This window comes from Streptococcus suis, from assembly GCA_024583055.1.
GTDB lineage: Bacteria > Bacillota > Bacilli > Lactobacillales > Streptococcaceae > Streptococcus > Streptococcus suis_V.
Map to the genome: position 1 here is coordinate 814567 of CP102145.1, position 24837 is coordinate 839403.

Sequence of the window (24837 nt, forward strand, 5' to 3'; positions counted from 1 at the left end):
CTGAATCGCTCCAGGCTTATTACTCAAAGAATTTATAGTAATCTTCCAATTGCATTTCCGCTTTTTGCTGGCGATTGAGGTCTTGGATAATTTGACCATCCTTCATGACAATCAAGCGATTGCCAAAGTTAAGGGCATCCTCCATCTGGTGAGTGACCATAAGGGCAGTCAGCTCCTGGTCGGCAATCAGGCTATCCGTCAAATTCATGAGGGACTGGCTGGTCTTTGGATCAAGGGCCGCCGTGTGTTCATCCAAGAGCAACAGCTCTGGCTTGACGATAGAGGCCATTAAGAGGCTGAGAGCCTGACGCTGGCCACCCGATAAGAAACCAGCTGGAGTGGCGATATGCTTTTCCAGACCATTGCCAATTTTTGCTAGGGTCGCCTCAAACTCTTCCAAATGCTGGGGAAGTTGCCGAGGAACCAACCCACGACCTTGGCCACGGTACTTGGCAATCAAAAGATTTTCCGCCACAGTCATCCGAGGTGCCGTTCCCATCTTGGGATCCTGAAAGACCCGGGACAGGTACTTGGCCCGCTTTTCCGCTGGCCACTTGGTCACATCCTCGCCCAAGATAGACACTGTTCCACTGGTCAAGGGCAGGGTACCTGCTATGACATTGAAGAGGGTGGACTTACCAGCACCATTGCCACCGAGAATAGTGATAAAATCCCCTTGGTAGATAGTCAGATTGACATCCTTTAGAATCACGCGCTCCTGGTCCAGGCCATTGTTGACCACCACACACGCATTTTTTAGTTCAACGATTGCATTCATTTGGTCAAGCTGGCTCCTCTCAGGATGTTATTTTTGATTTCAGGGACCATGAGGCAGACTGCCAAGATGAGGGCCGAAAAAATGCGGAGGTAGCTGGTATTGATTCCCAGGGAAATCACACCCAAAATCAAGAACTGGTAGAAAATCGCTCCCACCACAATGGTGATAAAACGCTCCGCCATTGTCACATTATCAAACAAAACCTCACCGATGATGAGACTGGCCATGCCGACCACGATGACACCGATACCGCGCGAAACGTCCGCGTAACCCTCCTGCTGGGCGATGAGGGCACCAGCAAGGGCGATGACCCCATTGGAGAGGATCAGACCCATAAGCTCCATACGGCTGGTATGAATGCCAAAACTGCGCGCCATGTCGGGATTGTCACCCGTAGCGATAAAGGCCTGACCCAGGCGGGTATTTAGGAAGAATAGCAGAGCAGAGATGACAGCCACAACTGCCATTAGGCCTAGTATCAATCCATTTGTCTCCCTATCAAAAGGCAGGAGGTCCTGCAAACTCTTGATATTGAGCAAGCCCAGATTGGCCCGCCCCATGATGAAGAGCATAATGGAATGGCAGGAAGACATAACCAGAATCCCCGACAAGAGGGTTGGAATTTTCCCCTTGGTATACAGGAGACCGGTCACAAGCCCTGCCAAACAGCCTGCGAAAACAGCAGCTAAGGTCGCCAGAATCGGGTGGACACCCTGAGTAAGTAAGGTCACAACCACTGCTCCGCCCAAGGGAAAGGAACCCTCTGTCGTCATATCTGGAAAGTTCAAAATACGGAAGGTCATGAAGATACCAAGACCAAGAATGGCCCAAAGCAGGGCCTGGGAAATGGTGGAAAGGATCATAATTCTCTCTAAAATTTCGTTTATTTAATCACGCGGCTTGCTTTTTCAACAATCTCCGCTGGAAGGGTAAGGCTAAGTTCATCAGCTACTTTTTGGTTGACGACAACGGTACCTTGGTTAAAGACTTCAACTGGTGTGTCAGCTGTTTTGGCACCGTCAAGAACCTTGGCAGCCATTTTACCAGTAGCAACACCTAGGTCAAATTGGCTGAGGGTTACAGATGCGATACCGCCACCTTCGACCATATCCTCTACAGAAGTATAGATTGGTTTTTTAGACTTGTTGGCTGCAGAAACGACTGTTGAGAAAGCCGATGCAATGGTATTGTCAACTGGTGTGAAGAAGGCGTCTACCTTGGTTGAGGCAACTTCTACTGTTGAGGCAATTTCGTTTGAAGAAGGAACTGCATACTCGATAACTTCATAGCCTGCTGCCTCAGCTGCCGCCTTAAATTCAGCAACTTGGGCCTTTGAGTTGTCCTCGTTTGATGAGAAAAGAGCACCGATTGTTTTTGCCTCTGGGGTGATTTGTTTAATCAAGTCAATAGTATCTGCTACTGGTGTTTGGTCAGAAACACCAGTGATATTGCCACCAGGATTTTTCAAATCAGCAACCAAGTTGGCACCGACCGGATCTGTTACAGCTCCCATGATAATCGGTAGGTCGCTGGTTGCGTTGGCTAGGCCTTGGGCGGCTGGTGTCGCAATACCAATCAGCAATTCGTTGCCATTATCGACCAATTTTTTACTCATGGTTTGCACTTGAGACTGGTCACCTTCTGCATTCATAAAATCAATTTCTAGGTTGACATCCTTATCGTAGCCGCCTTCTTTGAGACCAGCTTCGATTCCTTTGTAAATTTCGTCCAAGGAAGCGTGGGTCACATATTGGAGAACTCCGATTTTAACGGTTTGAGATTCCGTCCCAGTCTCTGTTGAGGTCTCTTGTTTATTCTGATTTGAAATCACTACAGCCACAATAATCGCAAAAAATGCAATCAACACACCCATCAATTTTTTATTTTTCATCATAAACCTCTTTCTTATTAAAACAATTGTATCTATTTCGTCAATTCAAGATCTGTAAGCTACGCCATCGTTTCATCATAATGTAATCTCCTTTGTATAGAAAAAGCCCACGCATACTAAAATCGTATGCGAGGGCGTCAATGACACGGTGCCACCTCACTTATGGGAATTCTCCCATATCTCATCTCCTCAAACAAGGAGTTGCACTGTAAGGTGTGCCAACCGAACTATCATTGTTTTAAGTTCATTTGCGTGACTGTTTTGGCTGAGTACTTATGCCAAACAATCTCATCAGCCCATTTCATAAAACTCCGCCACCTGTTCTCAGCACCACAGGCTCCCTGAAGACTTCTGTCCTACTACTTCTTCTGATTACATACGATTATAGATGGTCTTGGAGGATTTGTCAAGGATTTTGAACAAATTTTCTGAAAATTCCTTAACATGTTGTCAGCCCCCAAAATATGCTATACTAGAAAAAGCTAGATTCCAGGAAGAGAAAGAGGTCTACCATGTCTTTTGACGGATTTTTTTTACATCACATGACGGCTGAGTTAAAGGCCAATTTAGAAGGTGGGCGGATTCAGAAAATCAACCAACCTTTTGAACAGGAGATTGTCCTCAATATCCGCAGCAACCGTCAGAGCCATAAATTGCTCCTGTCCGCCCATTCGGTTTTCGGTCGGGTTCAGCTGACCCAGTCGGACTTTACCAATCCAAAAGTGCCCAATACCTTTACCATGATTCTGCGGAAATACTTGCAGGGAGCTATTATCGAGGAAATTCGTCAGTTGGACAATGACCGCATCTTAGAATTTTCGGTGTCCAACAAGGACGAGATTGGCGACCATATCCAAGCTACCTTGATGGTGGAAATCATGGGCAAGCACAGTAATATCATCTTGGTGGATAAGTCTGAACAGCGGATTATCGAGGCTATTAAGCACGTCGGTTTCTCGCAAAATTCCTACCGAACCATCTTGCCAGGTTCCACCTACATTCTTCCACCGGAGACGCATTCTCTCAATCCTTATACAGTGTCTGACGAGAAATTGTTTGAAATCTTATCGACTCAGGAACTGAGTCCGAAAAATCTCCAACAGGCCTTTCAAGGTTTGGGTCGGGATACGGCTTCTGAACTGGCCAGTCACTTACAGACAGACCGCCTCAAGAACTTTCGTGCCTTTTTTGACCAGGCTACACAGCCTAGCCTAACGGACAAATCCTATGCTGCTCTGCCATTTGCCAATAGCCCTGAAAACCAGCTACAATTTGAGAGCCTGAGCAGTCTGCTGGACTTCTACTATCAGGACAAGGCGGAGCGGGACCGGGTGGCCCAGCAGGCCAATGAGCTGATCAAGCGGGTGGCCAGTGAGCTGGAGAAAAATCGCAAAAAGTTGGTCAAACAGGAGCAGGAATTGGCGGATACGGAAGGTGCGGAATTGGTGCGACAGAAGGGCGAGCTCTTGACCACCTATCTGCATCAGGTACCCAACGACCAGGCTAGTGTGACCTTAGACAACTACTATACGGGCGAGGAGTTGGAGATTGAGTTGGACGTGGCTCTTACTCCTAGCCAGAATGCCCAACGTTATTTCAAAAAGTACCAGAAACTCAAGGAGGCGGTCAAGCATCTGACCAGCTTGATCGAGGAAACAAAGGCGACCATTATCTATCTGGAGTCTGTTGATACCATGCTGGGACAGGCTAGTCTGGCAGAAATCGATGAAATCCGTGAGGAATTGATTGAAACAGGCTACCTCAAACGTCGCCATCGTGAGAAAATCCACAAGCGTCAGAAACCTGAGCGTTATTTGGCAACAGACGGGAAAACTATCATTCTGGTTGGGAAAAATAACCTGCAAAATGATGAGTTGACCTTCAAAATGGCCAAGAAAGGCGAACTCTGGTTCCATGCCAAAGACATTCCAGGTAGCCATGTGGTCATCACAGATAACTTGGACCCCAGCGACGAAGTCAAGACAGACGCGGCAGAGCTGGCTGCCTATTTCTCCAAGGCAAGGCATTCTAACTTAGTTCAAGTTGATATGATTGAAGCCAAGAAACTTCATAAGCCAACAGGTAGCAAACCTGGTTTTGTGACCTACCGCGGTCAGAAGACCCTGCGCGTGACACCGACAGAAGAGAAAATAAAAAGCATGAAAATCTGATGATTTTCATGCTTTTTAAAACCTGTGTTCACAAGCAAAGTATATTTAGAAAAGAGATAGTTTTTTACAAATCAAGGCTGTTTTTTGATGTAATACTGACTGTATTTCGAGAAAAACGAACGCTGAGTGGCAGAAAACTAGCCTTAGCTAAAGATGTTGAGCTGTGAATACAGTTTTTATTTTATTTCGGAAACTTCACCTTCATCACAGTTCCCTGACCTAACTGGCTTTGGACGTGGATGGTAGCGCCGTGGACTTGAAGGGCGTGTTTGACAATGGAGAGACCGAGACCGGTACCGCCCACTTGTTTGGAACGGCTCTTGTCGGCCCGATAAAAACGCTCAAACATGCGTTCCTGGTCTATCGGTGAGATGCCCAGACCAGTATCTTCTACGACCAGGCTAATGGCCTCATCTGTCTGACTGAGGCTAACATGGACCTGTCCATGATCGGTATTGTATTTAATGGCATTGTCACACAGATTAAAAATAATAGACTGGAGTAGGACAGGATTTCCATGATAGGAAATCTGGGGACCCGTAAAGCTCAAAGCGATATTTTTCTGCACCGCCTTGTCTTCCAGACCAGCCAAAACCTGCTGGACCAGGTCAGTCAATTGCACATCCTCTTTTCGGATATGTCTACCTTCATCCAACTGGGCCAATTGGAGAATATCCTCTACCAGTTGAATCATGCGCTGGGATTCCTGGTGAATCTTCTCGGCAAAGACGACAACATCATCTGGCGAGGCAATGCGCGACTGCAGAATTTCAGAATAGCCAGATAGAATGTGGAGCGGTGTCCGCAATTCGTGGGAAACCGTCGCTGTGAATTCTCGCCGTAATTTTTCCAGATAATACTGCTCGGTCACATCGAAAAAGAGAAGAACGGCCCCTGATTGCTGCTGCTCCGACCAAATCGGACGTCCGATGACCTTGTATTGGTGGTCCTGCAATTCGACAATTGTATCTGTTTTCTGACCATCCAGTAACTCCGTCAGCAAGTCCTTCAAGGCCGATTGGCGCTGAAAAATAGCAATGGGTCTGGAGAGGGCTGACTCTTCCAATTCTAAAAGATTACGAGCCGCCTCATTGTAGATGACTAACCGGCCCTGGTTATCAACGATGACTAACCCCTCCTTCATCTTGGAAATGATAGTGTCAAATTCATCCTGTTTCTGCCGCAGGAGACTCTCTTTTTCAGCCAATTGAGACTGGTGAAAATCCAGTCGCTTGAGCAGGGGATGCAATTCCTTATAAACATCATTTTTCAAGGGTCTCTCTAAGTCAATGGTTTCCAAGGGCCGGAGTAATTTTTGAGCCGTGTATTTGGCAAGGACGTAGGAAGTCAGAAGCGACACAAACCCCAAGACGGCAAACCAGGGAAACATCTGCTGCATCAAATCAAAGACCGTACTGTGGGAAACTGAAAGACGGACGATACTGCCGTCTTGCAAGAGCCGTGCCGAGTAAATGAGGGTTTCAGACAGGGTACTAGAATACCTGACCCTCTGGCCGATTCCATTTTTTTTAGCCTGAATGACTTCTTCACGCTGGCTGTGATTGTCCATTTGCGAGGCATCATTTTCGGAGTCATAGATGACACTGCCGTCAGGAGCTATCCAGGTAAACCGGTATTCTCCAGGAGCAATGTGCTGCAGATAGTCTATGCCTTCATTTTCAACCGCCTCTGCCACCAACTGGGTTTCTTGAACTAAATGATCGACCAATTGACCGTTAAAATAATTATAAAGGTAGACCTGGACAGTGAGGATAGTCAGCAGAAAGACCCCCATAGCTGTCATAAATACTGCTTGAAAAATCCGTTTAGTCATGGTCTTGCTCCAAGAGATAGCCTACTCCACGTACTGTTTTGACCAGGTGACCGGCTTGGCCCAATTTCTGGCGCAGGGTTCCCACATGGACATCGACCGTCCGCGTCTCGCCCATAAAATCTTGTCCCCAGACCTTGTCCAAGAGTTCCTGACGGGTAAAGACTTTTTGAGGCAACCGCATGAAGAGGTGCAGTAATTCAAATTCTTTCAAGGTCAATTCAACCTTGCTATCTTGGACATAGACCTTGTGACTGGCTAGATTGATACGAATCGTGGCAAAGGCAAGCTCTTGCTCCTCCTGCTTTTGAGTCCTGCGCAAAACAGCCTTGATACGGGAAATCATTTCCATCATACCAAAGGGCTTGACCAGGTAATCATCAGCCCCCATGTCCAAACTCTGAACCTTGTCAATCTCAGTCCCCTTGGCCGTTGCCATAATGACGGGTATAGCCAGCCACCTGGTCTGCCTACGCAGATCCTGGAGGACTGAAATTCCGTCCTGGCCTGGCATCATAACATCCAAGACCACTAAATCAGGACTTGCTTCCTCCAATCCTTCCCAAAAACTAGCAGCCTCTGGAAAACCCTTAGCCTCAAAACCAGCAGTCTTGAGGCTATAGATCATCAATTCACGAATGGCATCATCATCTTCTACACAGTAGATCATTTTCTTACCCTTCTAATTGACCCGTGATAGAAAATTGTACCCACTTGGCAATATTGACAGCGTGATCACCGATGCGCTCCAGGTACTTGGCAATCATCAAGAGGTCAATGGCCTGGTCACCATTTGCAGTGTGGCTCCCGATATATGTAGCCAGTTTTTCTTTTATTGTACCAAAATATTGGTCAACTGTATCGTCTTTTGCAACGACTTGGCTGGCCAAATCGTGACTTTCTTTGATAAAGGCATCCAGGGCACCCACCACCATCTGACTGACCTGCTCTGCCATTTTCTTAACCAAAGGAATCTCTTCCACCAGGTCAATGGGATTGTTGCGAATCAGGTCCGCCACTTCAGAGGATTGGGCGCCGATGCGCTTCATGTCATAGACCATTTTAAGGGCGGATGAAATGGTGCGCAGGTCCCGAGCAACTGGTTGCTGGCGCAGGAGCAATTTGAGGCAACGGGCTTCGATATCCCGCTCTAGCTCCTCAATCTGCTGGTAGGTCTGCTGGATTTTTTCGTAGTTCAACTGCTCTGGCCCATTGAGACCGTCGGCAGAGCCTGCGATAATCTCCTCACAGAGACCACCCATGTAGACCATGTCCTTTTGCAATTCTTCTAATTGGCTTTCAAAACGTGAACGCATTAACCAAACCTCCCTGTGATATAGTCTTCCGTACGTGGATCTTTTGGCATACTAAAGAGACTGCTTGTCTTGTCAAATTCAACGACCTCACCCAAGAGGAAAAAGGCAGTCTGGTCAGACACCCGCAAGGCCTGTTGCATATTGTGGGTGACCATGACAATAGTATAGTCCTTCTTCAATTCCAGCACCAATTCTTCTATCTTAGCGGTTGAAATCGGGTCGAGAGCTGACGTCGGCTCGTCCATCAAGAGAACTTCCGGCTCGATAGCCAGGGCACGGGCAATACAGAGACGCTGCTGCTGACCGCCCGACAAGCCCAGAGCAGACTTATTGAGGCGGTCCTTGACCTCATCCCAGATAGCTGCCTGACGAAGAGAACGCTCGACAATCTTATCCAGTTCCAGCTTATTATGAATGCCGTGGGTACGAGGTCCGTAGGCCACATTATCATAAATGCTCATTGGAAAAGGGTTTGGTTTTTGAAAAACCATTCCGACCTTCTTACGGAGGACTGTCGTCTTCATCTCCGCATAAATATCTTCTTGGTCCAGCAGAACTTTGCCCGTTAAACGGCAGTTCTTGACCAAATCATTCATACGGTTCAGACTTTTTAAGAGGGTTGATTTCCCGCAACCAGAAGGCCCGATAAAGGCTGTAATCTGATTGCCTGGAATTTCTAAATTGATATTCTTCAAAGCCTGAAAATCCCCGTAGAAGAGATCCAGACCTTGGATACTTAGTTTACTCATTTCTATTTCTTCCTAATTTTACTGCAATCCATTCAGACAGGAGGTTCATGACAATGACCAGAATCAAGAGAATGACAGCTGTTGCATAGGTCTGATTGACATAAATACCTTCACCCGAAATCAAATACATGTGGACAGCCAGGGTCCTACCTGAGCTGGTGAGATTGGTCGCCACTTCTGCTACTGTCCCTGCTGTGAAGATCAAGGCTGCTGACTCACCGATAACCCGGCCCAGGGCCAATACGACACCTGAAAAAATTCCCGGTAAGGCAGAGGGCAGAACCACCTGAAATATGGTCCGCAATTTACCAGCGCCAAGGGCAAAACTTCCTTCCCGATAGCCATCTTCAACGGACAAGAGAGCCTCCTCGGTTGTCCGCATAATCAAGGGCAGAATCATGATACTAAGGGTCATAGCCCCTGCAATGATTGACAGGCCCAAGCCAAGGAATTTGACAAAGAAGAGGGCACCAAACAAACCATAGATGATAGACGGAATCCCTGATAGTGTCTCCGTTGCCAAACGAACAATGGTCACTAGGGGATTGTCCGGCTGGGCATACTCTGTTAGGTAGATAGAGGCACCAATCCCGATTGGCAAGGCAATCAAGAGGGCCAGAAGAGCCATCAAAACAGTGTTGAGAAGGGCTGGTAGCATGGACACATTGGTTGAATTGTAGGTCCATGAAAAGAGCTCCAGATTGAGATAGGGCAAGCCCTTGATCAAAATATAGAGAACGATAAAGCTGGTTGCAAGGCCTGCCAAACCAGCCGCTAGAAATACCAGCCACCTCAAGATAAGAGAGGTCCGGTCAGTCGAAGCTTGGTGTTTTACTAATGACATCCTAGGCCTCCTTCTTATTCATGCTATAGAAGAGCAAGTTAATGAGTAATATAAAGACAAAGAGCACAACTGCAGTTCCAATCAGGGCCTCACGGTGGAGATCCGTTGAATAACCCATTTCCATAACGATGTTGGTCGTCAGTGTCCGTACTCCCGAAGTCAAGGAACTTGGTATCAGGGCCTGGTTACCAGCCACCATGATAACTGCCATGGTTTCTCCCATTGCACGACCAAGACCCAAAATAACACTGGCCATAATCCCCCGCCTTGCTGCTGGTAGGATAATAAAGAAGATAGACCGTTCATGGGAGGCTCCCAGGGCCAAGCCACCCTGATAATAGGTTTCTGGAACCGCACGTAGGGCTGCCTCAGAGACACTGATAATAGTCGGCAAAATCATGATTCCCAACAAAATGGATGCTGTCAAAACCCCCATCCCGTGACCACCGACATTGCTACGGATAAAAGGCACCAAGACCACTAAACCAAAGAAACCATAAACAACTGAGGGAATTCCCGCCATGAGGCTGACCGCACGCTTGAAAATTGGATACCATTTTTCTGGACAGAAGAAGGCCAGAAAGACAGCTGTCAGAATACCAATTGGTACACCGAGCACCAGGGCACCAAAGGTCACGTAGACGGAGCCCACAATCATCGGCAAGACACCGAAAAGTTGATTAGACGGTCGCCAATCTAAGCCAAACAGGAAATTTCCCCAACCGATTTCTTGGATGGCTGGCAAACCAGCTGAAAATAGAAAGATACAAATAAATACTACGGATAAAACGGAAATGCAGGCAGCCAGAAAAAAGACTGCTTGCATGCCGGTTTCTCGGAACTGACGCATAGACTCCCCTTATTTAGAAATGTAGGTTGACCACTCGGCTTCTTTACCAGTGTAAATATCCTGCACTTCTTGTACTGTCAAACCTGACAATGGATTTTCCTTATTGACAATTACTGCAATACCATCGATGGCAATTGGTGTAGCTGATACACCAGCTGAACTTTCTGAATCCTTCAATTCACGCGATGCCATACCAATATCAGCAGAGCCCTCAATGGCGCTTGTCACACCTGTTGAGGAATCACTTTGCTGGATTTCCACAGTTACATCTGGATTGACTGCTTGATAAGCTTCTTTTAATTTTTCCATAACTGGGTTAACAGAGCTTGAACCTGCTACCACGACCTTACCTGATTTTGTCTTAGCCTGGTACGCTGCTTTGGCATCGACTGGGATATAGCCGGATTTTTCAACTACTGCTTGACCATCAGAACTCATAATAAAGCTGATGAAGTCTTGAGCAGCTTCGCTAATAGAATCCTTTGTAACGATATTAAATGGACGGGCAATCTTGTATTCACCAGATTTGATAGTATCAATACTTGGAGCGACACCATCGATTTCCAATGGTTTGCTGTTGCCGTCAAGCGCACCAAGTGAGGCATAGCCGATAGCCGCGGTATCTCCGGTTACTGTCTGTAACATAACCGCTGTAGAGTTGGTTACAATAGCTTGGTTAGTTGTATTGTCCACCTTTTCGCCATTGGCATCCTTAGACTCAATTCCCACCAACTCAATAAAGGCACCACGGGTTCCTGACCCTTCCTCACGGGAAACCACTGTAATAGGCTGGTCTGCTGTGTCCTTAGCAGCCTGACCACAGGCAGTCAGAAGGCCGACACTGGCCAAACCAAGAACAGCAAACTTTGTAAGACGATTCGTTAAAGACATAATCAATTCTCCTTTTTGTTATGACTCTATCTTACACCGTCAATATCAAATCTATTAGAGGGCTTTTGTAAAGTTTGTGTAAAATTAGGAGAATCATCACTAGCTCCTCTCACACCACTGTACCTATCGCACGAAAAAAGAATTCCACCTGTAAGTCGAATTCTTTCCTTCGTATTCTCATTTAGAAACGTCACTCCGCCTTCTCTATATCCTCTCGCACTTCCTTGGCATTAAATTTCGCAAAGAGGTACTGGCGGTCTTGGATTGGGAAGCGTTGGTCCAGCTGATCGACTGCCCCCACTTCCACATTGCCCTGGGCGATAACATAGTCCATAACGTGGCCGCCAAAGGTCAAATCATCTGAGATAAAGTGCAGGTGGTAACCCGCTACGCTGACGCCGTGGAAAATTTCCGGTGTCCAGATACCTACAATGGTGCCCGAAATATCCTCAGCCGTGTATTCAGGCTGGTGGCTGGCCACCTCCGCAAAGCGAACGCTGGAGGCTGACTTGGGAATCATGCGGACGTGCATGCGAGAAAAGGTCCCCTTAATCTTAATCGAACGGAAAAGATTCTCCCCGTCATAATAGGACTCAATTCTTGCCTGCAGCTCCTCACTGGTCATCTCAAAACGCTGCTTGAAAATGACCTCAGCTTCGTGGAAAATAACCGCTGCATAGGGTACCTTCATATCAGTAGGAACCTCCACCACTTCCGGCTTATCCCCTGCTCCCTTGGCCTGATAGGCCTTGCCATCTAGAACAATCAATTCTCCGTCGATAGAGTCCAAGGTCCCCAGCCCCAAATCACCGTGTTCCAAGAGCTCACCGACCGTCAAGGAACCACCGTAAAGACCAGCCATGAGAGCCCCTAAGGTATTGTATTGAAATAATCGATTTACTTGCATATCCTACTCTTCATTCAAAAATTCTTGCATGGCCAAATCATCTGGCACCAGGCTCAAATACCGACCAGCCTGGACACGCGCATCCTCAGCCCGCCCCATAAGCCGTAAAGCCTCCACATAATCCGCCAAAAATTCTGGGTTGTCTGCCAAATCTACAACCAAGTCATCAAAGATAGCCAAAGCCTGCTCCACTTCTTCCAAAGACATATAGGCCTTGGCAATATTCCAACGGGCCAGGACATTGTCTAAGTCATCGGTCAAGAATGGCAATACTTCCTCATAGCGCTCCTGCTCCAAATAAAGATTGGTCAAGCGCAAGGCCACTTCATTCTCATCATCAATGACCTCCCGGGCCCGCAGCAGGAAGTCCTCTGCCGCCGCCTCATCATGCAATTCATAGGCATACTGAGAAGCTTGCAGCAAGAGATTGGCATCAAAGTCATTTTTGGCCAGGCCTTGCTGGGTCATGGCCAGAGCCGCCTCCAACTGGTGTTCCGCATGGAGAGACTGCCCATAGGCGTACTCATAGCCCTCAAAGTCAGGATTGATGGTATCTAGCTGCTTAAAGTAAAGATTAGCCTTCTGGTATTCTTCTTGTTCAAATAGCAGAGCTGCCAACTCAAAAACCGTCTGGTCATCATATTCCAGCTCCACAGCCTTTTCCAGAAATTCGACAGCCGCCTCGAACTTGCCCAGACTAGCATAGGCTAGACCAATCCGCTGATAGGTCGACACCCCAGTCAATTCGTAGATTTCCCGATTGTCCAGCTGGGCGTAGAGGGAAACAGCTTCCTTGAAATTTTCCAATTCCATGTCCAACTCAGCTAGTCCAAAAGTGATAATGGGCTCATCCGACAGGTGACTAGCCTCCAGCAATTTTTCACGGGCTACATCCGATAGGCCCTCTGCCTGGTACAAATCTGCCTTGACCAAGAGTGCCTCTAAGTAGGCAGGGTGGCGCTCAGGAATGGCCTCTAGATAACCAAAAGCCTCTTCGACCAAGCCATCTTCAAAGGCAATCTGAGCCAAATTGATAGCCACTTCTGGGTATTGGCTCTGCAATTTCCCATAAATCTCCGCCGCCTGGGGGAGAAATCCAATGGACTCCAGGTAGGCAGCCAGGGCCAAGAGCGTCTCTTCATCGTCCTGGACCAAGGCCCGCTTGAAATATTTATTGGCTTTATCCAAATCCTGCTGGTCCAAGCAAGCCAGCATCTTTTCACTATTGTTCATTATTCGCTTCTAAACTCTCTATTGTATCTTCTTCGTATAATTCGCTATAAACCTTATACCATTCAAAGGCTGCCTTGACCAAGACCTTGATAGAGGCATAGATAGGAATTCCCAAAAGAACGCCCAGCACCCCAAACATCTGCCCTGAAGTCAATAGGACAAAGAGAATGGTAATAGGGTGGATGTTCAAGGAAGAACCGATGATCAAAGGCGTCACAAATCGACCCTCAATGGTTTGCTCAATCATAAAGACAATCAAGACCTTGACCAGCATGAAGGGACCTGCAATCAAGCCCAAAATGACAGCCGGAATCATAGCCAAGAAGGAACCCAGATAAGGGATCAGATTGAGAAAACCAGCCAAAATCCCCAGGGTCACAGGATAGCTGAGACCAATGATGGAGAACATGATGGAAAACATAAGAGCCACAATCATGGCCACCGTCACCTGACCGCGCACATAGTTGGACAGCTGGCTATTGACATCCGACAAAACGGTTCCAATGGGCGCCCGCCACTTGGTCGGCAAGTATTGGGTGATATAAGCATTGAGCCCCTTACCATCTCGCAAGAGATAGAAGAGGATAAAGGGCATAATCAAGACCGCCACAATAATCTGCGATGCCGTTGAAATCAAATGACTAGCCCAGTTGACCGCGCTGGATGAAAATCGCTGAGCAAAGGAAATAATCTGATCATTGACCTGATTGATCGCCTGAAGGGCCGTCGGTCGGAATTGTTCAAACCGCTTATCCTGCAACAAGGAGGTCAACTGTAGCTCCAGCTTTTGAATGTTTGCAGGCAGATTTTGCACAAATGAAACTACCTGTTCCTGGATATTTGGAATAGCTACTGCCAAGCCCCAAACTAAGAGCAGTCCAATCAGAACAAAAACAATGGAAATACCAATCGTTCTGGAAACCTTCCTCTTCTCCAACCAATCCACAATGGGATTTAGGAGATAATAAAGCAAGCCTGTCAACAGCATAGGCAAGAGAATAATCTCCACAAAACTACCTATCGGTTTTAACAAAAAACTAATCTTAGAAAATACAAGAATGGTCAGACTAATCAGCAGGGTCACTAGGAAAAAAGTCACCGCCTGATTGTTAATAAACCATCTAAAAAACCAGGTCACACTAAACTTTTGATTTTTCTCGTCCATCTCATTTCTACCTTTCCTTTTTCTACTATTGTACCATGTAAATGCCGAAAATTTATGCTGGAAATCATGTCCAAGAAATTTTTTCATGCAGAATTGTGGTATAATTTAAACAATCACTAGATAAGGAGAAACAAATGAACATTTATTTCGGAACCTACACCAAAAGAGACTCAAAAGGGATTTATAAGGCTAACTTCAATCCTGAAACTGGCTCACTGGCTCAATTAGAATTGGTCGCTGAAGAGCCAAACCCAACTTACCTTGCTTTCGATGCAGAGGGACGACTTTACTCCGTTGGCTCAGAAAACGGTCAGGGAGGGATTGCTGCCTTTACAGCTGATTTCCAACCACTCAACCATGTCGTTGAAGAAGGGGCTCCCCATTGTTATGTTGCAGTTGACGAAGAGCGCAATTTGGTCTATGGTGCCAATTACCATAAGGGACAGGTCTTGGTCTACAAACGTTTAGAAGACGGTTCTCTGGAATTGGCAGACCAGGCGCAACATGAAGGGTCTGGTCCTCATGAAAACCAAGCATCTCCTCATGTTCACTTTGCGGATTTGACACCAGATAAGTTATTGGTAACCTGCGATTTGGGAACGGACCAGGTCATCAGCTACAAGGTATCTGACCAAGGTAAATTGGAACAAGTAGGTAGCTATTCTTCTGCTCCTGGGGCAGGACCACGGCACATTGTCTTCCACCACCACGCAAAAATTGCCTATCTAATCTGCGAACTCAATTCGACCATTGAAGTTTTGATTTACGATGGTCTTGGTCAATTTGAACACATGCAGACCATCTCGACCCTGCCAGCTGACCACACTGGTTTCAACGGCACAGCTGCTGTTCGCATCAGTAAGGATGGGAAATTTGTCTACGGTTCTAACCGCGGTCACGACTCCATTGCTGTCTACAAGACCTTGGGTGATGCCAGCCTTGAGCTAGTGGAAATTGTCCCAACCAATGGCAAGACGCCACGTGATTTTGCCCTCAGCCCAGATGAAAAATTCCTGGTTGCGGTCCACCAAGACTCTGACAATGCGACTGTCTTTGCCCGTGATGAAGAGACAGGTCGATTAACAGAACTATCCTATGATTTCCTGGTTCCAGAAGCTGTCTGCGTGACCTTTCATCCATAATTCAAAATAATTGTGAAATCGCTCTATTTTTGGTTTAATAGACAAATAGGAGGTGAGATTATGAATCCAGTAGATTTGTTTAACGAAGTAAAAGACTTGATTGCCAACAAAGACTTTGACGGTGCAAAACAATTCATAGAAGAAAACAAAGACAACTTCGGCGAATACTTGGAGCAAGCAAAAGGCTTGTTGTCAGGTTCTGAAGGCGTTAACGGTCTTTTAGATAAAGTTAAAGGCTTATTCTAATACATGTAAAAACTAGGCTGAGAATGTTCAGTCTAGTTTTTTGTTTGTTCAAACATATTTGTTATCTCCTGCAATGAAGGAATTACCCAATCACTCTTCAATTTTTCATTTTCACTGGCATGCTTCCCAAAATCTGTCAGTATTCGTACAGTCCACATTCCCAAAGATTTAGCAGGTAGAATATCATTATCATACCTATCACCAACATAGACAACTCTATCTGCAGGGATGTTTACTTTTTGCAAGGCAAGTGTGAAAATAGTTGTATCTGGTTTAGATAGCCCAACCTCTTCAGAGAGGATGATGAGTTGAAAATAAGACTCAATTCCCCACTCTTTAAGCAGTTCTCTAATACTACTAGACTGATTGACAATAATCCCCAATCGATAGTTTTGTGATACCTTCTCTAGAGCATCTATTGTTTCAGGATACAGGCTCACCCCCTCATTTGTCCATAAAGGACGTGGCTCGGTCGGTGCAAAATGGTTCCAAGTTGCTCGAATAGGGTCCAAGTCTTCCCAAACAAACTCCTCCATCTTACCAGAATAAACAGAGACGGAAATGTCCATTCCAAGAGAGCCTAACATTTTCACACACTCTTCCATGTACTCACGATAGGCTAACTCTTCATTCAGCAATGTAGAACCCAAATCAAAAAATATCCATTTTATCACTCTGTTCACTCATTTCTATTTTTCATTGACAAATAACAGATGAATTCCTATTTACACTATCGCACCTTGTTTGTTACTTAAGCTTCGGTTGCTATTTTCTAAAATAATCGCCAGTTGCTGCAATTTTTCTTCAATTTGATGCATGGTAGCAAGGAAAACTTGATCACTCTGGCCACTCGGGTCGTCCAGTCCCCAATCTTCTCGATGTTGACAAGGAAGATAGGGACAATCAACATTGCAGCCCATGGTAATAACAATATCAACCGCCGGCAATTCATCAATTAACTTGGAATACTGTGTTTCCTCCATATCAATCTGGTACTGTCTCTTCATTAAACGAACCGCATCATGATTGATTTGCGGTTTGGTTTCAGTCCCTGCCGAGTAGGCATCGAAAACATGTGCATAGTTCGCCTTAGCTAAGGCCTCCGCAATCTGACTTCGACATGAATTATGTCCACAAACAAATGCAACTTTGGTTTTTTCTTTCATTCATCTCCTCCTTTTATCGTCAACTAACAAGTATTTCAATTACCTATTTTAACCTGCTTTTCTTAGTTATTATACAATTTCTCGTTCCATTTGTACAATATCGGAGATAAGTACCACAATCACCAACATAAGATAATCAAGACTGTAAATACAACCAACAATGTTGCCATAAAAATTCCATGTAAAATAGTGACCCTTATTTGCCCCACTTTACAAAAATCCTCCCAATTAAATCAGAGGGCATCTTCATATCCTTAAAACCTTGCTAGTTCGAGAGCCATAGGGATAAGTTGTATACTGCACGACAAAAAACAAGTCCAGATAATTCCGAACTTGTTTCCACTATAACCCTAGCTATCCTAGTTCGGGGATAAATTAGTACACAGTACATTGAAAAACAAGTCTGAAACGTTTCGGACTTGTTTTTACTAGAACCCTCGCTATGCTAGCTCGGGGATAAATTAGTACACTGTACTACGAAAAACAAGTCTGGAAATTTCCAGACTTGTTCTTATTATAACCCTCGCTATACTAGCTCGGGGATAAAACAGTCTCCCAGACTGTTTTATTTTTTCAAATTATAGAATGAGTTCAAGCCTTTGTAGACTGCAACTTCACCCAATTGATCTTCGATGCGAAGCAACTGGTTGTATTTAGCGATACGGTCTGTACGTGACAATGAACCAGTCTTGATTTGGCCTGCGTTAGTTGCAACTGCGATGTCAGCGATTGTTGAATCTTCAGTTTCACCTGAACGGTGTGATACAACTGCAGTGTAGCCAGCTTCTTTAGCCATTTCGATAGCTTCGAATGTTTCAGTAAGCGTACCGATTTGGTTAACTTTGATAAGGATTGAGTTAGCAGCACCTTCTTTGATACCACGTGCAAGGTAGTCAGTGTTTGTTACGAAGAAGTCGTCACCAACCAATTGAACGCGTTTGCCAAGACGCTCAGTAAGAGCTTTCCAGCCATCCCAGTCGTTTTCATCCATACCATCTTCGATAGTGATGATTGGGTATTTGTTAACCAATTCTTCAAGGTAGTCAATTTGCTCTGCAGATGTACGGACAGCAGCGCCTTCGCCTTCGAATTTAGTGTAGTCGTAAACTTTACGCTCTTTGTCGTAGAACTCAGATGACGCACAGTCGAAACCGATCATGATGCCGTTTTCGCCAGCTTCGTAACCAGCAGCTTCGATAGCTTCGATGATTGTTTCAACACCGTCTTCAGTTCCTTCGAACTTAGGAGCGAAACCACCTTCGTCACCAACAGCTGTTACCAAACCACGAGCTTTCAAGATTTTCTTCAAAGCGTGGAATACTTCAGCACCCCAACGAAGACCTTCTTTGAATGAAGGAGCGCCAACTGGCAAGATCATGAATTCTTGGAAAGCGATTGGAGCGTCTGAGTGAGAACCACCGTTGATGATGTTCATCATTGGAGTTGGCAATACTTTAGTATTGAATCCGCCAAGGTAAGTGTAAAGTGGCACTTCAAGGTAGTCAGCAGCTGCACGCGCAACAGCGATAGAAACACCGAGGATTGCGTTTGCACCCAACTTACCTTTGTTAGGAGTACCGTCAAGAGCGATCATAGCGCGGTCGATAGCTTGTTGATCACGAACGTCATAACCGATGATAGCGTCAGCAATCACGTTATTTACGTTGTCAACAGCTTTTTGTGTACCAAGACCAAGGTAACGAGACTTGTCACCGTCGCGAAGTTCAACTGCTTCGTGTTCACCAGTAGAAGCTCCTGAAGGAACCATACCACGTCCGAAAGCACCTGATTCAGTATAAACTTCAACTTCAAGTGTAGGGTTACCGCGTGAGTCAAGGACTTCGCGAGCGTAAACATCAGTAATAATTGACATTATATTACTCTCCTTTGAGTTTAAAATTGTTACATAGCTATCATACCCTAAAAATACAGATTTTTCAAGAAAAAACAGGTTATTTTACAGAAACCAAGGATGTAAACGCTTGCCTTTTCAGTAGTCCCTTTTTATGCTATACTAAGGACATGACTGATATTCAAAAAACAATTTTACAAAAAGCATCTGGCGAGACCAGACTGGACCCTGACCAACAGCGTAAATACATGGGAACCTTCCGCGAACGGGTGGTCCTCATTCTCAATTTTGAAGAGGCCAATCATCCTGATCTGGCAAAGAACTTTGCTTCTATCTGCCAAAAACTCCTGTCAGAAACCAGTCCTCTTTTTCTCAAGTTGTCCCCTTCCCTGTCCGATAGCCTGCAAATCGCACTGATGAAAATTGCTCAGCAGGGTAGCATCACAGCCAGCATTATCGATGAGAAAGTTGGCGCTTCACCTTATGCTCTCCTATTCCACACGGACCATGCTGTCGATAAGGAGGATATTGCATTCGCAGCAAACTTTCCAGAATGGATGACAAAAACAGAAAAAAAGGAAGATACAAAACCTTCCTTCTGGAAAAAATTATTTGGGTAAGCAAGGCTTGCCCTTTTTATTCCCCAAAATAACACATTCATACTCAATGATTAGGCAATCACAATATCAAGTCCTTGTGCCAGCTGCTGCAACCGGGCTACTTTTTCAATCTGATTAAAGAAAACATAAAACTTGTCTTCTGTAATTGACAGCAAGCCCGCAGCCAAGCCTTCAGCTTCAAACTTGGCATTGATCGTTACGAGCCACTGGGCAAGATTGGCGCCTGGATTGAGTCCATCCGGATCCAATTTTAGTAAAATACCTGCAGCACGTACCTGTTTGAGCTGATCGAAACCATTGATAAAATCCGTCAAGTCAACTTCTATATCACAAGGGAAAATATAGTCCTGCCTGGTTAACAGCGTGACTAAAATCAACCATAAATTGTCTTTTTCTGACTCCGTCACCTGGTCCAAAAATTGGTCAAACTCCTCAGCTGACAAATAGGATTCGAACATATTCAAAATATGATTGGGATCCGTTGCAAAAACTGCCTCTTTCAACTGTGCGAACAGGTCTCTGTCGCTATTTGACAAGATTTCAGCTATTTCAAATATATCCTGCAATTGATTTTCTGTTAGCATGCTTCCTCCTTCTTAATTCGTAGGAAAATCCCACTGGACATAGGGAGCGACTTCTTGCACAAAATGGTAAATGTCGTTAAAGTCCGCTCCAGCCAGGGCATTCAAATTCACTTCAACTAACAAATTCCCTGAATTTCCAACAATCCTCAGCTTATGCGACAAAAAATTCCGATAAATAGGCCGCACTATATAGCGCATCTCTCCAATTTCTTCCATTGAAAAATGCTGGCGTGGTGAGCCGATTTTTTCCTGAAAGTCCAAGCCTTCAGCTGTTAAGAGAAAGACTTCACCCTGCTGGCGCAAGACATACGCATAGATAGCCGATAGGATAGCGACCAGGAGAAAGACAAGTCCTAGTCCAACTGCAGGTTCTGGTTTGGTCATCACACCGATGCCAATCAACGCCGCAAGGTTAGAACTGACAAGCGGATAGACTAAAGATCGTTTGTAGGAAATCATCTTATAGGTGCACACCTTTCTCAACGAGAGCTTCCAACTCTGTCAAGCGGGCTTCAAAGACCTTGAAGGCATCGTTGAGATAGTCTTCCTTGGTCATATCCACGCCAGCTTTTGCGATGACATTGAGTGGATAATCAGAGCTACCAGCCTTGAGGTAGTTGAGGTAGTTTTCCTTGTCCTCTGGGTTACCATTGACAATCTTGTCTGCTAAAGCAGACGCTGCCGCAAAGCCAGTTGAATATTGGTAAACATAGAAATTGTAATAGAAATGTGGAATACGAGCCCACTCATACTGAATCAATGGATTTTCTTCCGCAGACAAGCCATAATACTTCTCATTGAGTTTACCGTAAAGCTGGTTGAGGAAATCAGCGGTCAAGACTTGGCCTTCCTGGTCAGCCTTGTAAATAGCCTGCTCAAACTCAGCAAATTGGGTTTGACGGAAGACCGTTCCACGGAAACCGTCGAGGTAGTGATTGAGAATAGCAAAGCGGGTCTTGTCGTCTTCCACTTCTGCCAAGAGCTTCTCAGTCAAGAGATTTTCGTTGGTTGTTGACGCAATCTCAGCCAAGAAAATCGAATAGTGACCATAGACATAGGGCTGATTCTGACGAGTCAACATCGAATGAAGTGAATGCCCTGTTTCGTGAATCAGGGTGTACATATTGTCCAAATTGTCCTGCCAGTTGAGGAGCATGAAGGCGTTGGTGTCGTAAGCACCACCTGAATAGGCTCCTGAACGCTTGCCTTCGTTGACATGGACATCAATCCAGCGGTTTTCAAAGGCTTCTTTGACAATGGCCGCGTACTCATCACCAAAGATATCCAAGGTTTCGACACAAGTAGCCAAGGCCTCCTCATAGGTGACTTTTGTATCTGTGCTCGAAAGCGGTGTGTACATATCGTACATCTTAAGGTCATCAATACCCAAGAGTTTCTTACGCAAATTGATGTAGCGGTGCAAGAGCGGGAGGTGCTTGTTGACTGCTGACACTAATGTATCGTAAACGGACTCTGGGATAAAGTTGGCAGAAAGGGCTGCGTGGCGAGCAGAGTCGTACTTCCGCAAACGAGCTTTCAGGTTATTGACCTTAACGTTAGACTGAAGGGTCTTGGCGTAGGTATGCTGGAACTGCTCGTAGGTTTCGTAGAGTGCCTCATAGGCCTCTTGACGCACTTCGCGGTTTTTGGACTCCATAAAGGAGATGTAGTTGCCGTGAGAAAGGGGCACCAACTTGCCGTCCTCATCTGCGATTTCTGGGAAACGCAGGCTAGCATTATCCAAGACAGAGAATGTTTCAGATGGTGCTTCAAAAATCTCACTGGTCGCCGCAAGAACTTCTTCTACTTCTTGTGACAAGATGTGATCCTTGGCTGCCAAGAGTTTTTCAAACTGGTGGTTGTACTGAGTAAGAGCTGGCTCTTCTGCCTTGAAAGCCTCTAGTTGCTCCTCAGTAATGGCCATAAATTCTGGCTCATAGAAGGCAAAAGCCTGTGAAAAGGCAGAATAGAGGGTCATACCTTTAGCTTGGAATTCCTGATATTTCCCTTCACGAGTATCTTGGTCATTTTTCATATTCGCATAGACATAGAGCTTTTCAAGCCTACGAATCAGACCAAGCTGGGTTTCGCTAATCTCCAAAAGGCTCTTAGCTGAGTCCAACAAGTGACCTGCAAAGGCCTTAGCTTTTTCTGTTTCTGCTTGGAGATCAGCCAACTCGGCTTCCCAAGCCTCATCTGTTGGGAAAATAGTCGCTAAATCCCACTGGTATTTTTCTTCGATTTCATGACGTTGTTTTGACATAATAAATCCTCCGTTCCCAATATTTTACCACAAAAAAGCCTCGCTTTCCATTGAAAAGGGAGGGCTTACAACCTACTCATCAGTAGTAAAGTAGGTCTTGGCATCTGCTACAACTTCTTTGACAAAGCTGTCATAAAAGGCAAGGTTCGGGATGCCATATTGGTTTAACAAGCTATCGACGTAACTATTTCCTTCCGCATCTTTAATATTTCCTTTTTTCTCCTGGTCATCATACTGGTGGGTGAAATTTCCTTGTAAATCAATGAGGAGAGCGCCATCATTTGCAAAAGAAATAGAATAGCCACTGTCTACAAAATACTGTCCGACCTGTCCCTTAGCTGCACTTGCTTTCTCTTCGCCTTCGTATTCATCTGTCGCTACAGTATAATCACCACTTTCAATGAAATAGGTTACCTTACAACCACTTGGATAGGAAAGCATAAAATATTCCCCTACGGTTGTATCGGAGACATGGACATACTCTGTTCCATCATCAAAGGTAATGCTGGTACCTCCACTTTCCGCTACTTCCTTAGAGACTACTTTCTGACTATGTTTGGAGTTAAACTTCTGTACTTCTTCCTCATTGATTGTTTGCACTTGCTGACTAGAGGCAGTGCTTGTTTGCCCTTCCTCATACCTGACAGCACAAGCTGATAAGCAAGCTATTAGCAGTAAAGAGGCACTTACTAAGGTAAAACGACTGAATTTCATTCCACGAACCTCCTTGTAAACCTTTTTTTATTATATCATTATTTACATAAGTTGTCTATACATTATAGGTGGATACAAGATTTGTCTACTCTTATCTTTTGCTTTGTCGTAAAACTGATCAAATGCTTGGTACATCGGAGTCAGGTCTTGCTTGATTTGGGCAAAGCCAATGGCAGAGCGGGGCAGTCGGATTTGGGGATAAAAGTCTAATGCTGTCTTGATCAGTAGATTTTCCCCACGTCCATAAGCCTCTGCTTGCAGGGCGAGCCATTTGGGGGATTTGTAATAAAGCTGTTGAGCAATGTAGCGAGGCAAATCCTCATCCATTGGACAAGTCATGCTAGATAGAATTTGCTTGGCAAAGGGCAGACGCAAGATTTCCAATAAATTTCCCTCGCAAAATGGAAAAACCTTAGTCATACAGTGGACCTTACCTCGTAAGTCTTCATGAATAAGGTAACGGAGCCGCAATTCTTTTTTCTCGTCATCTAATTCCCAGAGGTGAAACCCCATATTCATACTAAAAGAGAGAAATTGCTTGTGCAAATTGGTCAGTCGTTCCTTGAGCCACAAATCCTTGCCAAGCAACCAAAGAACCAGATAACCACCCTCACGATAGGCCTGCGTCCTCAGCTGCAAACGAGAAATCGGCAGACTGGAACATTGGACTTCCAAAGCTAGACTATTATTAACAAATAAATCCGCGACCTGCCCTATACTGGGCAGGCTTTTTTCAAGTTCAACTTGTTCGGCATTGATTAACCATCTGTACAGACAAGACTTAAGTGACAGATGCTGGGCGGATTCATTCTCGGAAAAGTAATGGCAGTCCCGCAGGGTGACGTGGGCAAAGTGCGAACGCAGAATTTTTCCAGATTTGTATCGGACCGGTCCTCCACAACCTGGACAGGAAAAACTGCCTTGCGGCGCAGGATTTTCCAAGACATTAAAGACTTGCCCATCTTCATCAAGTGCAACTAACATAAAACCTCCTCTCTTTATTAGTTCGCAAGTTGTGGTAAAATGATGAAAAGGAGATGGAAAATGACCAAAAATATTATCAAATGGGAAAAGGATGGCTTCATTCTGCAGTCCTTTCAAGTGGGCTTTGCAGAGAAATACTATGAGGACTGTTTTACCAAGCCTTCCGTTGAAATTTATCGTTTGACAGGGAGCTCGGGAACTTACACTAAAGATGACGTTATCAACTTCTACAATCGGATTGTGGCTGACCCTGATCGGTTTGATTTTATCTTGATTGCACCTGACGGAACCTTTATCGGTGAGTCGGTCATCAATGAACTAGATAGGGAGAATAACTCCGCTAACTTTCGGATTGTTATCTTTGACGAGGACTATTTGGACCGTGGTTTGGGCTCTTGGGCAGTCGAGAAAACCAGAGATTTCGCTTTTGAGCAGGTTGGCTTACATCGCTTGGAATTGGAAGTTTTTTCCTTCAACCCGCGTGCCAAGCGTGCCTATGAAAAAGCAGGTTTTCGTTTAGAAGGTATCAAGCGTGACAGCCATAAGACAGCAGACGGTTATGCCGATACCCTCATTATGTCCATTCTAGAAAAGGAATGGAAAGTACTCAAAAAACCAGCCGACTAGGGCTGGTTTTTGT

26 protein-coding genes are annotated in these 24837 nt (G+C 45.3%); 5 read left to right on the forward strand and 21 right to left on the reverse strand.

The window, feature by feature from the left end; translation table 11 throughout:
* Nucleotides 1-19: 19 nt before the first annotated feature.
* The 3 genes from NQZ91_03895 to NQZ91_03905 are packed head-to-tail and all read right to left on the reverse strand — an operon-like array spanning nt 20 to nt 2672.
* Nucleotides 20-778, reverse strand: coding sequence for an ABC transporter ATP-binding protein (locus NQZ91_03895; protein ID UUM58519.1), 759 nt, complete (start codon nt 776-778; stop codon nt 20-22).
* Nucleotides 775-1641 carry an ABC transporter permease gene (locus tag NQZ91_03900; GenBank protein UUM58520.1) on the reverse strand — a complete coding sequence of 289 codons (867 nt, stop codon included), beginning with the start codon at nt 1639-1641 and terminating at the stop codon, nt 775-777. The genes NQZ91_03895 and NQZ91_03900 overlap by 4 nt, the downstream gene beginning before the upstream one ends.
* A gap of 20 nt (nt 1642-1661) precedes the next feature.
* Nucleotides 1662-2672, reverse strand: a complete 1011-nt coding sequence (locus NQZ91_03905) for an ABC transporter substrate-binding protein (GenBank protein UUM58521.1) — start codon at nt 2670-2672, stop codon at nt 1662-1664.
* A gap of 509 nt (nt 2673-3181) precedes the next feature.
* Here NQZ91_03905 and NQZ91_03910 point away from each other — a divergent pair.
* Nucleotides 3182-4840, forward strand: a complete 1659-nt coding sequence (locus NQZ91_03910; protein ID UUM58522.1) for an NFACT family protein — start codon at nt 3182-3184, stop codon at nt 4838-4840.
* A gap of 181 nt (nt 4841-5021) precedes the next feature.
* Here the strand turns inward: NQZ91_03910 and NQZ91_03915 are convergent, their stop codons facing one another.
* The 10 genes from NQZ91_03915 to NQZ91_03960 all read right to left on the reverse strand — a co-directional run bounded on the left by NQZ91_03915 (nt 5022) and on the right by NQZ91_03960 (nt 14626).
* Nucleotides 5022-6674: an ATP-binding protein gene (locus NQZ91_03915; GenBank protein ID UUM58523.1), complete on the reverse strand. Its 1653-nt coding sequence runs from the start codon at nt 6672-6674 to the stop codon at nt 5022-5024.
* Nucleotides 6667-7341, reverse strand: coding sequence for a response regulator transcription factor (locus NQZ91_03920; GenBank protein UUM58524.1), 675 nt, complete (start codon nt 7339-7341; stop codon nt 6667-6669). The genes NQZ91_03915 and NQZ91_03920 overlap by 8 nt, the downstream gene beginning before the upstream one ends.
* Before the next feature lie 4 nt (nt 7342-7345).
* Nucleotides 7346-7987, reverse strand: a complete 642-nt coding sequence (phoU, locus tag NQZ91_03925; GenBank protein ID UUM58525.1) for a phosphate signaling complex protein PhoU — start codon at nt 7985-7987, stop codon at nt 7346-7348.
* Entirely contained in the window at nt 7987-8736 is a 750-nt protein-coding gene (gene pstB / locus NQZ91_03930) for a phosphate ABC transporter ATP-binding protein PstB (GenBank protein ID UUM58526.1), read from the reverse strand. Before pstB ends, phoU begins: the two co-directional genes overlap by 1 nt.
* Nucleotides 8729-9580, reverse strand: a complete 852-nt coding sequence (pstA, locus tag NQZ91_03935) for a phosphate ABC transporter permease PstA (protein ID UUM58527.1) — start codon at nt 9578-9580, stop codon at nt 8729-8731. The genes pstB and pstA overlap by 8 nt, the downstream gene beginning before the upstream one ends.
* A 1-nt stretch (nt 9581) precedes the next feature.
* On the reverse strand, nt 9582-10430 hold the full coding sequence (pstC, locus tag NQZ91_03940) for a phosphate ABC transporter permease subunit PstC (protein ID UUM58528.1): 849 nt from the start codon (nt 10428-10430) through the stop codon (nt 9582-9584).
* Between the two features lie 9 nt (nt 10431-10439).
* Nucleotides 10440-11321: an extracellular solute-binding protein gene (locus NQZ91_03945; GenBank protein ID UUM58529.1), complete on the reverse strand. Its 882-nt coding sequence runs from the start codon at nt 11319-11321 to the stop codon at nt 10440-10442.
* A gap of 190 nt (nt 11322-11511) precedes the next feature.
* Nucleotides 11512-12228 (reverse strand): acetolactate decarboxylase, encoded by a 717-nt coding sequence (gene budA, locus NQZ91_03950; GenBank protein UUM58530.1) that lies wholly within the window; start codon nt 12226-12228, stop codon nt 11512-11514.
* Between the two features lie 3 nt (nt 12229-12231).
* Nucleotides 12232-13461: a hypothetical protein gene (locus tag NQZ91_03955; protein UUM58531.1), complete on the reverse strand. Its 1230-nt coding sequence runs from the start codon at nt 13459-13461 to the stop codon at nt 12232-12234.
* Nucleotides 13451-14626, reverse strand: coding sequence for an AI-2E family transporter (locus NQZ91_03960; protein UUM58532.1), 1176 nt, complete (start codon nt 14624-14626; stop codon nt 13451-13453). The genes NQZ91_03955 and NQZ91_03960 overlap by 11 nt, the downstream gene beginning before the upstream one ends.
* A 134-nt stretch (nt 14627-14760) precedes the next feature.
* On the opposite strand from NQZ91_03960, the gene NQZ91_03965 reads away from it, so the two are divergent.
* Both NQZ91_03965 and NQZ91_03970 read left to right on the forward strand, forming a co-directional pair.
* Entirely contained in the window at nt 14761-15768 is a 1008-nt protein-coding gene (locus NQZ91_03965) for a lactonase family protein (GenBank protein UUM58533.1), read from the forward strand.
* Nucleotides 15769-15828: 60 nt separating this feature from the next.
* Nucleotides 15829-16014 carry a hypothetical protein gene (locus NQZ91_03970; protein UUM58534.1) on the forward strand — a complete coding sequence of 62 codons (186 nt, stop codon included), beginning with the start codon at nt 15829-15831 and terminating at the stop codon, nt 16012-16014.
* Nucleotides 16015-16046: 32 nt separating this feature from the next.
* Here NQZ91_03970 and NQZ91_03975 read toward each other — a convergent pair whose 3' ends face one another.
* From NQZ91_03975 to eno, 3 genes are all read right to left on the reverse strand, one after another.
* On the reverse strand, nt 16047-16688 hold the full coding sequence (locus NQZ91_03975) for an HAD family hydrolase (protein ID UUM58535.1): 642 nt from the start codon (nt 16686-16688) through the stop codon (nt 16047-16049).
* Between the two features lie 51 nt (nt 16689-16739).
* The gene (locus tag NQZ91_03980; protein UUM58536.1) at nt 16740-17180 is read right to left on the reverse strand and encodes an arsenate reductase ArsC; all 441 of its coding nucleotides are present in this window, start codon (nt 17178-17180) and stop codon (nt 16740-16742) included.
* Between the two features lie 565 nt (nt 17181-17745).
* Nucleotides 17746-19053, reverse strand: coding sequence for a phosphopyruvate hydratase (eno, locus tag NQZ91_03985; GenBank protein UUM58537.1), 1308 nt, complete (start codon nt 19051-19053; stop codon nt 17746-17748).
* Between the two features lie 149 nt (nt 19054-19202).
* Here eno and NQZ91_03990 point away from each other — a divergent pair, with 149 nt between their 5' ends.
* Nucleotides 19203-19652 (forward strand): YueI family protein, encoded by a 450-nt coding sequence (locus NQZ91_03990; GenBank protein UUM58538.1) that lies wholly within the window; start codon nt 19203-19205, stop codon nt 19650-19652.
* 50 nt (nt 19653-19702) lie between these two features.
* Here NQZ91_03990 and NQZ91_03995 read toward each other — a convergent pair whose 3' ends face one another.
* From NQZ91_03995 to NQZ91_04015, 5 genes are all read right to left on the reverse strand, one after another.
* On the reverse strand, nt 19703-20236 hold the full coding sequence (locus NQZ91_03995; GenBank protein UUM58539.1) for a hypothetical protein: 534 nt from the start codon (nt 20234-20236) through the stop codon (nt 19703-19705).
* 12 nt (nt 20237-20248) lie between these two features.
* Nucleotides 20249-20695 carry a hypothetical protein gene (locus tag NQZ91_04000; GenBank protein ID UUM58540.1) on the reverse strand — a complete coding sequence of 149 codons (447 nt, stop codon included), beginning with the start codon at nt 20693-20695 and terminating at the stop codon, nt 20249-20251.
* A 1-nt stretch (nt 20696) separates the two neighbouring features.
* Nucleotides 20697-22499 (reverse strand): oligoendopeptidase F, encoded by a 1803-nt coding sequence (pepF, locus tag NQZ91_04005; protein UUM58541.1) that lies wholly within the window; start codon nt 22497-22499, stop codon nt 20697-20699.
* 72 nt (nt 22500-22571) lie between these two features.
* Nucleotides 22572-23213: a hypothetical protein gene (locus NQZ91_04010; GenBank protein ID UUM58542.1), complete on the reverse strand. Its 642-nt coding sequence runs from the start codon at nt 23211-23213 to the stop codon at nt 22572-22574.
* 42 nt (nt 23214-23255) lie between these two features.
* Nucleotides 23256-24197, reverse strand: coding sequence for a competence protein CoiA family protein (locus NQZ91_04015; protein UUM58543.1), 942 nt, complete (start codon nt 24195-24197; stop codon nt 23256-23258).
* A 60-nt stretch (nt 24198-24257) separates the two neighbouring features.
* On the opposite strand from NQZ91_04015, the gene NQZ91_04020 reads away from it, so the two are divergent.
* Nucleotides 24258-24824, forward strand: coding sequence for a GNAT family N-acetyltransferase (locus NQZ91_04020; GenBank protein ID UUM58544.1), 567 nt, complete (start codon nt 24258-24260; stop codon nt 24822-24824).
* Nucleotides 24825-24837 lie beyond the last annotated feature (13 nt).

What these genes read in the sequence shown, in the direction of transcription:
- NQZ91_03895 (UUM58519.1), bottom strand. Translation starts at nt 778, where the DNA reads ATGAATGCAATCGTTGAACTAAAAAATGCGTGTGTGGTGGTCAACAAT.
- NQZ91_03900 (UUM58520.1), bottom strand. Translation starts at nt 1,641, where the DNA reads ATGATCCTTTCCACCATTTCCCAGGCCCTGCTTTGGGCCATTCTTGGT.
- NQZ91_03905 (UUM58521.1), bottom strand. Translation starts at nt 2,672, where the DNA reads ATGATGAAAAATAAAAAATTGATGGGTGTGTTGATTGCATTTTTTGCG.
- NQZ91_03910 (UUM58522.1), top strand. Translation starts at nt 3,182, where the DNA reads ATGTCTTTTGACGGATTTTTTTTACATCACATGACGGCTGAGTTAAAG.
- NQZ91_03915 (UUM58523.1), bottom strand. Translation starts at nt 6,674, where the DNA reads ATGACTAAACGGATTTTTCAAGCAGTATTTATGACAGCTATGGGGGTC.
- NQZ91_03920 (UUM58524.1), bottom strand. Translation starts at nt 7,341, where the DNA reads ATGATCTACTGTGTAGAAGATGATGATGCCATTCGTGAATTGATGATC.
- phoU (UUM58525.1), bottom strand. Translation starts at nt 7,987, where the DNA reads ATGCGTTCACGTTTTGAAAGCCAATTAGAAGAATTGCAAAAGGACATG.
- pstB (UUM58526.1), bottom strand. Translation starts at nt 8,736, where the DNA reads ATGAGTAAACTAAGTATCCAAGGTCTGGATCTCTTCTACGGGGATTTT.
- pstA (UUM58527.1), bottom strand. Translation starts at nt 9,580, where the DNA reads ATGTCATTAGTAAAACACCAAGCTTCGACTGACCGGACCTCTCTTATC.
- pstC (UUM58528.1), bottom strand. Translation starts at nt 10,430, where the DNA reads ATGCGTCAGTTCCGAGAAACCGGCATGCAAGCAGTCTTTTTTCTGGCT.
- NQZ91_03945 (UUM58529.1), bottom strand. Translation starts at nt 11,321, where the DNA reads ATGTCTTTAACGAATCGTCTTACAAAGTTTGCTGTTCTTGGTTTGGCC.
- budA (UUM58530.1), bottom strand. Translation starts at nt 12,228, where the DNA reads ATGCAAGTAAATCGATTATTTCAATACAATACCTTAGGGGCTCTCATG.
- NQZ91_03955 (UUM58531.1), bottom strand. Translation starts at nt 13,461, where the DNA reads ATGAACAATAGTGAAAAGATGCTGGCTTGCTTGGACCAGCAGGATTTG.
- NQZ91_03960 (UUM58532.1), bottom strand. Translation starts at nt 14,626, where the DNA reads ATGGACGAGAAAAATCAAAAGTTTAGTGTGACCTGGTTTTTTAGATGG.
- NQZ91_03965 (UUM58533.1), top strand. Translation starts at nt 14,761, where the DNA reads ATGAACATTTATTTCGGAACCTACACCAAAAGAGACTCAAAAGGGATT.
- NQZ91_03970 (UUM58534.1), top strand. Translation starts at nt 15,829, where the DNA reads ATGAATCCAGTAGATTTGTTTAACGAAGTAAAAGACTTGATTGCCAAC.
- NQZ91_03980 (UUM58536.1), bottom strand. Translation starts at nt 17,180, where the DNA reads ATGAAAGAAAAAACCAAAGTTGCATTTGTTTGTGGACATAATTCATGT.
- eno (UUM58537.1), bottom strand. Translation starts at nt 19,053, where the DNA reads ATGTCAATTATTACTGATGTTTACGCTCGCGAAGTCCTTGACTCACGC.
- NQZ91_03990 (UUM58538.1), top strand. Translation starts at nt 19,203, where the DNA reads ATGACTGATATTCAAAAAACAATTTTACAAAAAGCATCTGGCGAGACC.
- NQZ91_03995 (UUM58539.1), bottom strand. Translation starts at nt 20,236, where the DNA reads ATGCTAACAGAAAATCAATTGCAGGATATATTTGAAATAGCTGAAATC.
- NQZ91_04000 (UUM58540.1), bottom strand. Translation starts at nt 20,695, where the DNA reads ATGATTTCCTACAAACGATCTTTAGTCTATCCGCTTGTCAGTTCTAAC.
- pepF (UUM58541.1), bottom strand. Translation starts at nt 22,499, where the DNA reads ATGTCAAAACAACGTCATGAAATCGAAGAAAAATACCAGTGGGATTTA.
- NQZ91_04010 (UUM58542.1), bottom strand. Translation starts at nt 23,213, where the DNA reads ATGAAATTCAGTCGTTTTACCTTAGTAAGTGCCTCTTTACTGCTAATA.
- NQZ91_04015 (UUM58543.1), bottom strand. Translation starts at nt 24,197, where the DNA reads ATGTTAGTTGCACTTGATGAAGATGGGCAAGTCTTTAATGTCTTGGAA.
- NQZ91_04020 (UUM58544.1), top strand. Translation starts at nt 24,258, where the DNA reads ATGACCAAAAATATTATCAAATGGGAAAAGGATGGCTTCATTCTGCAG.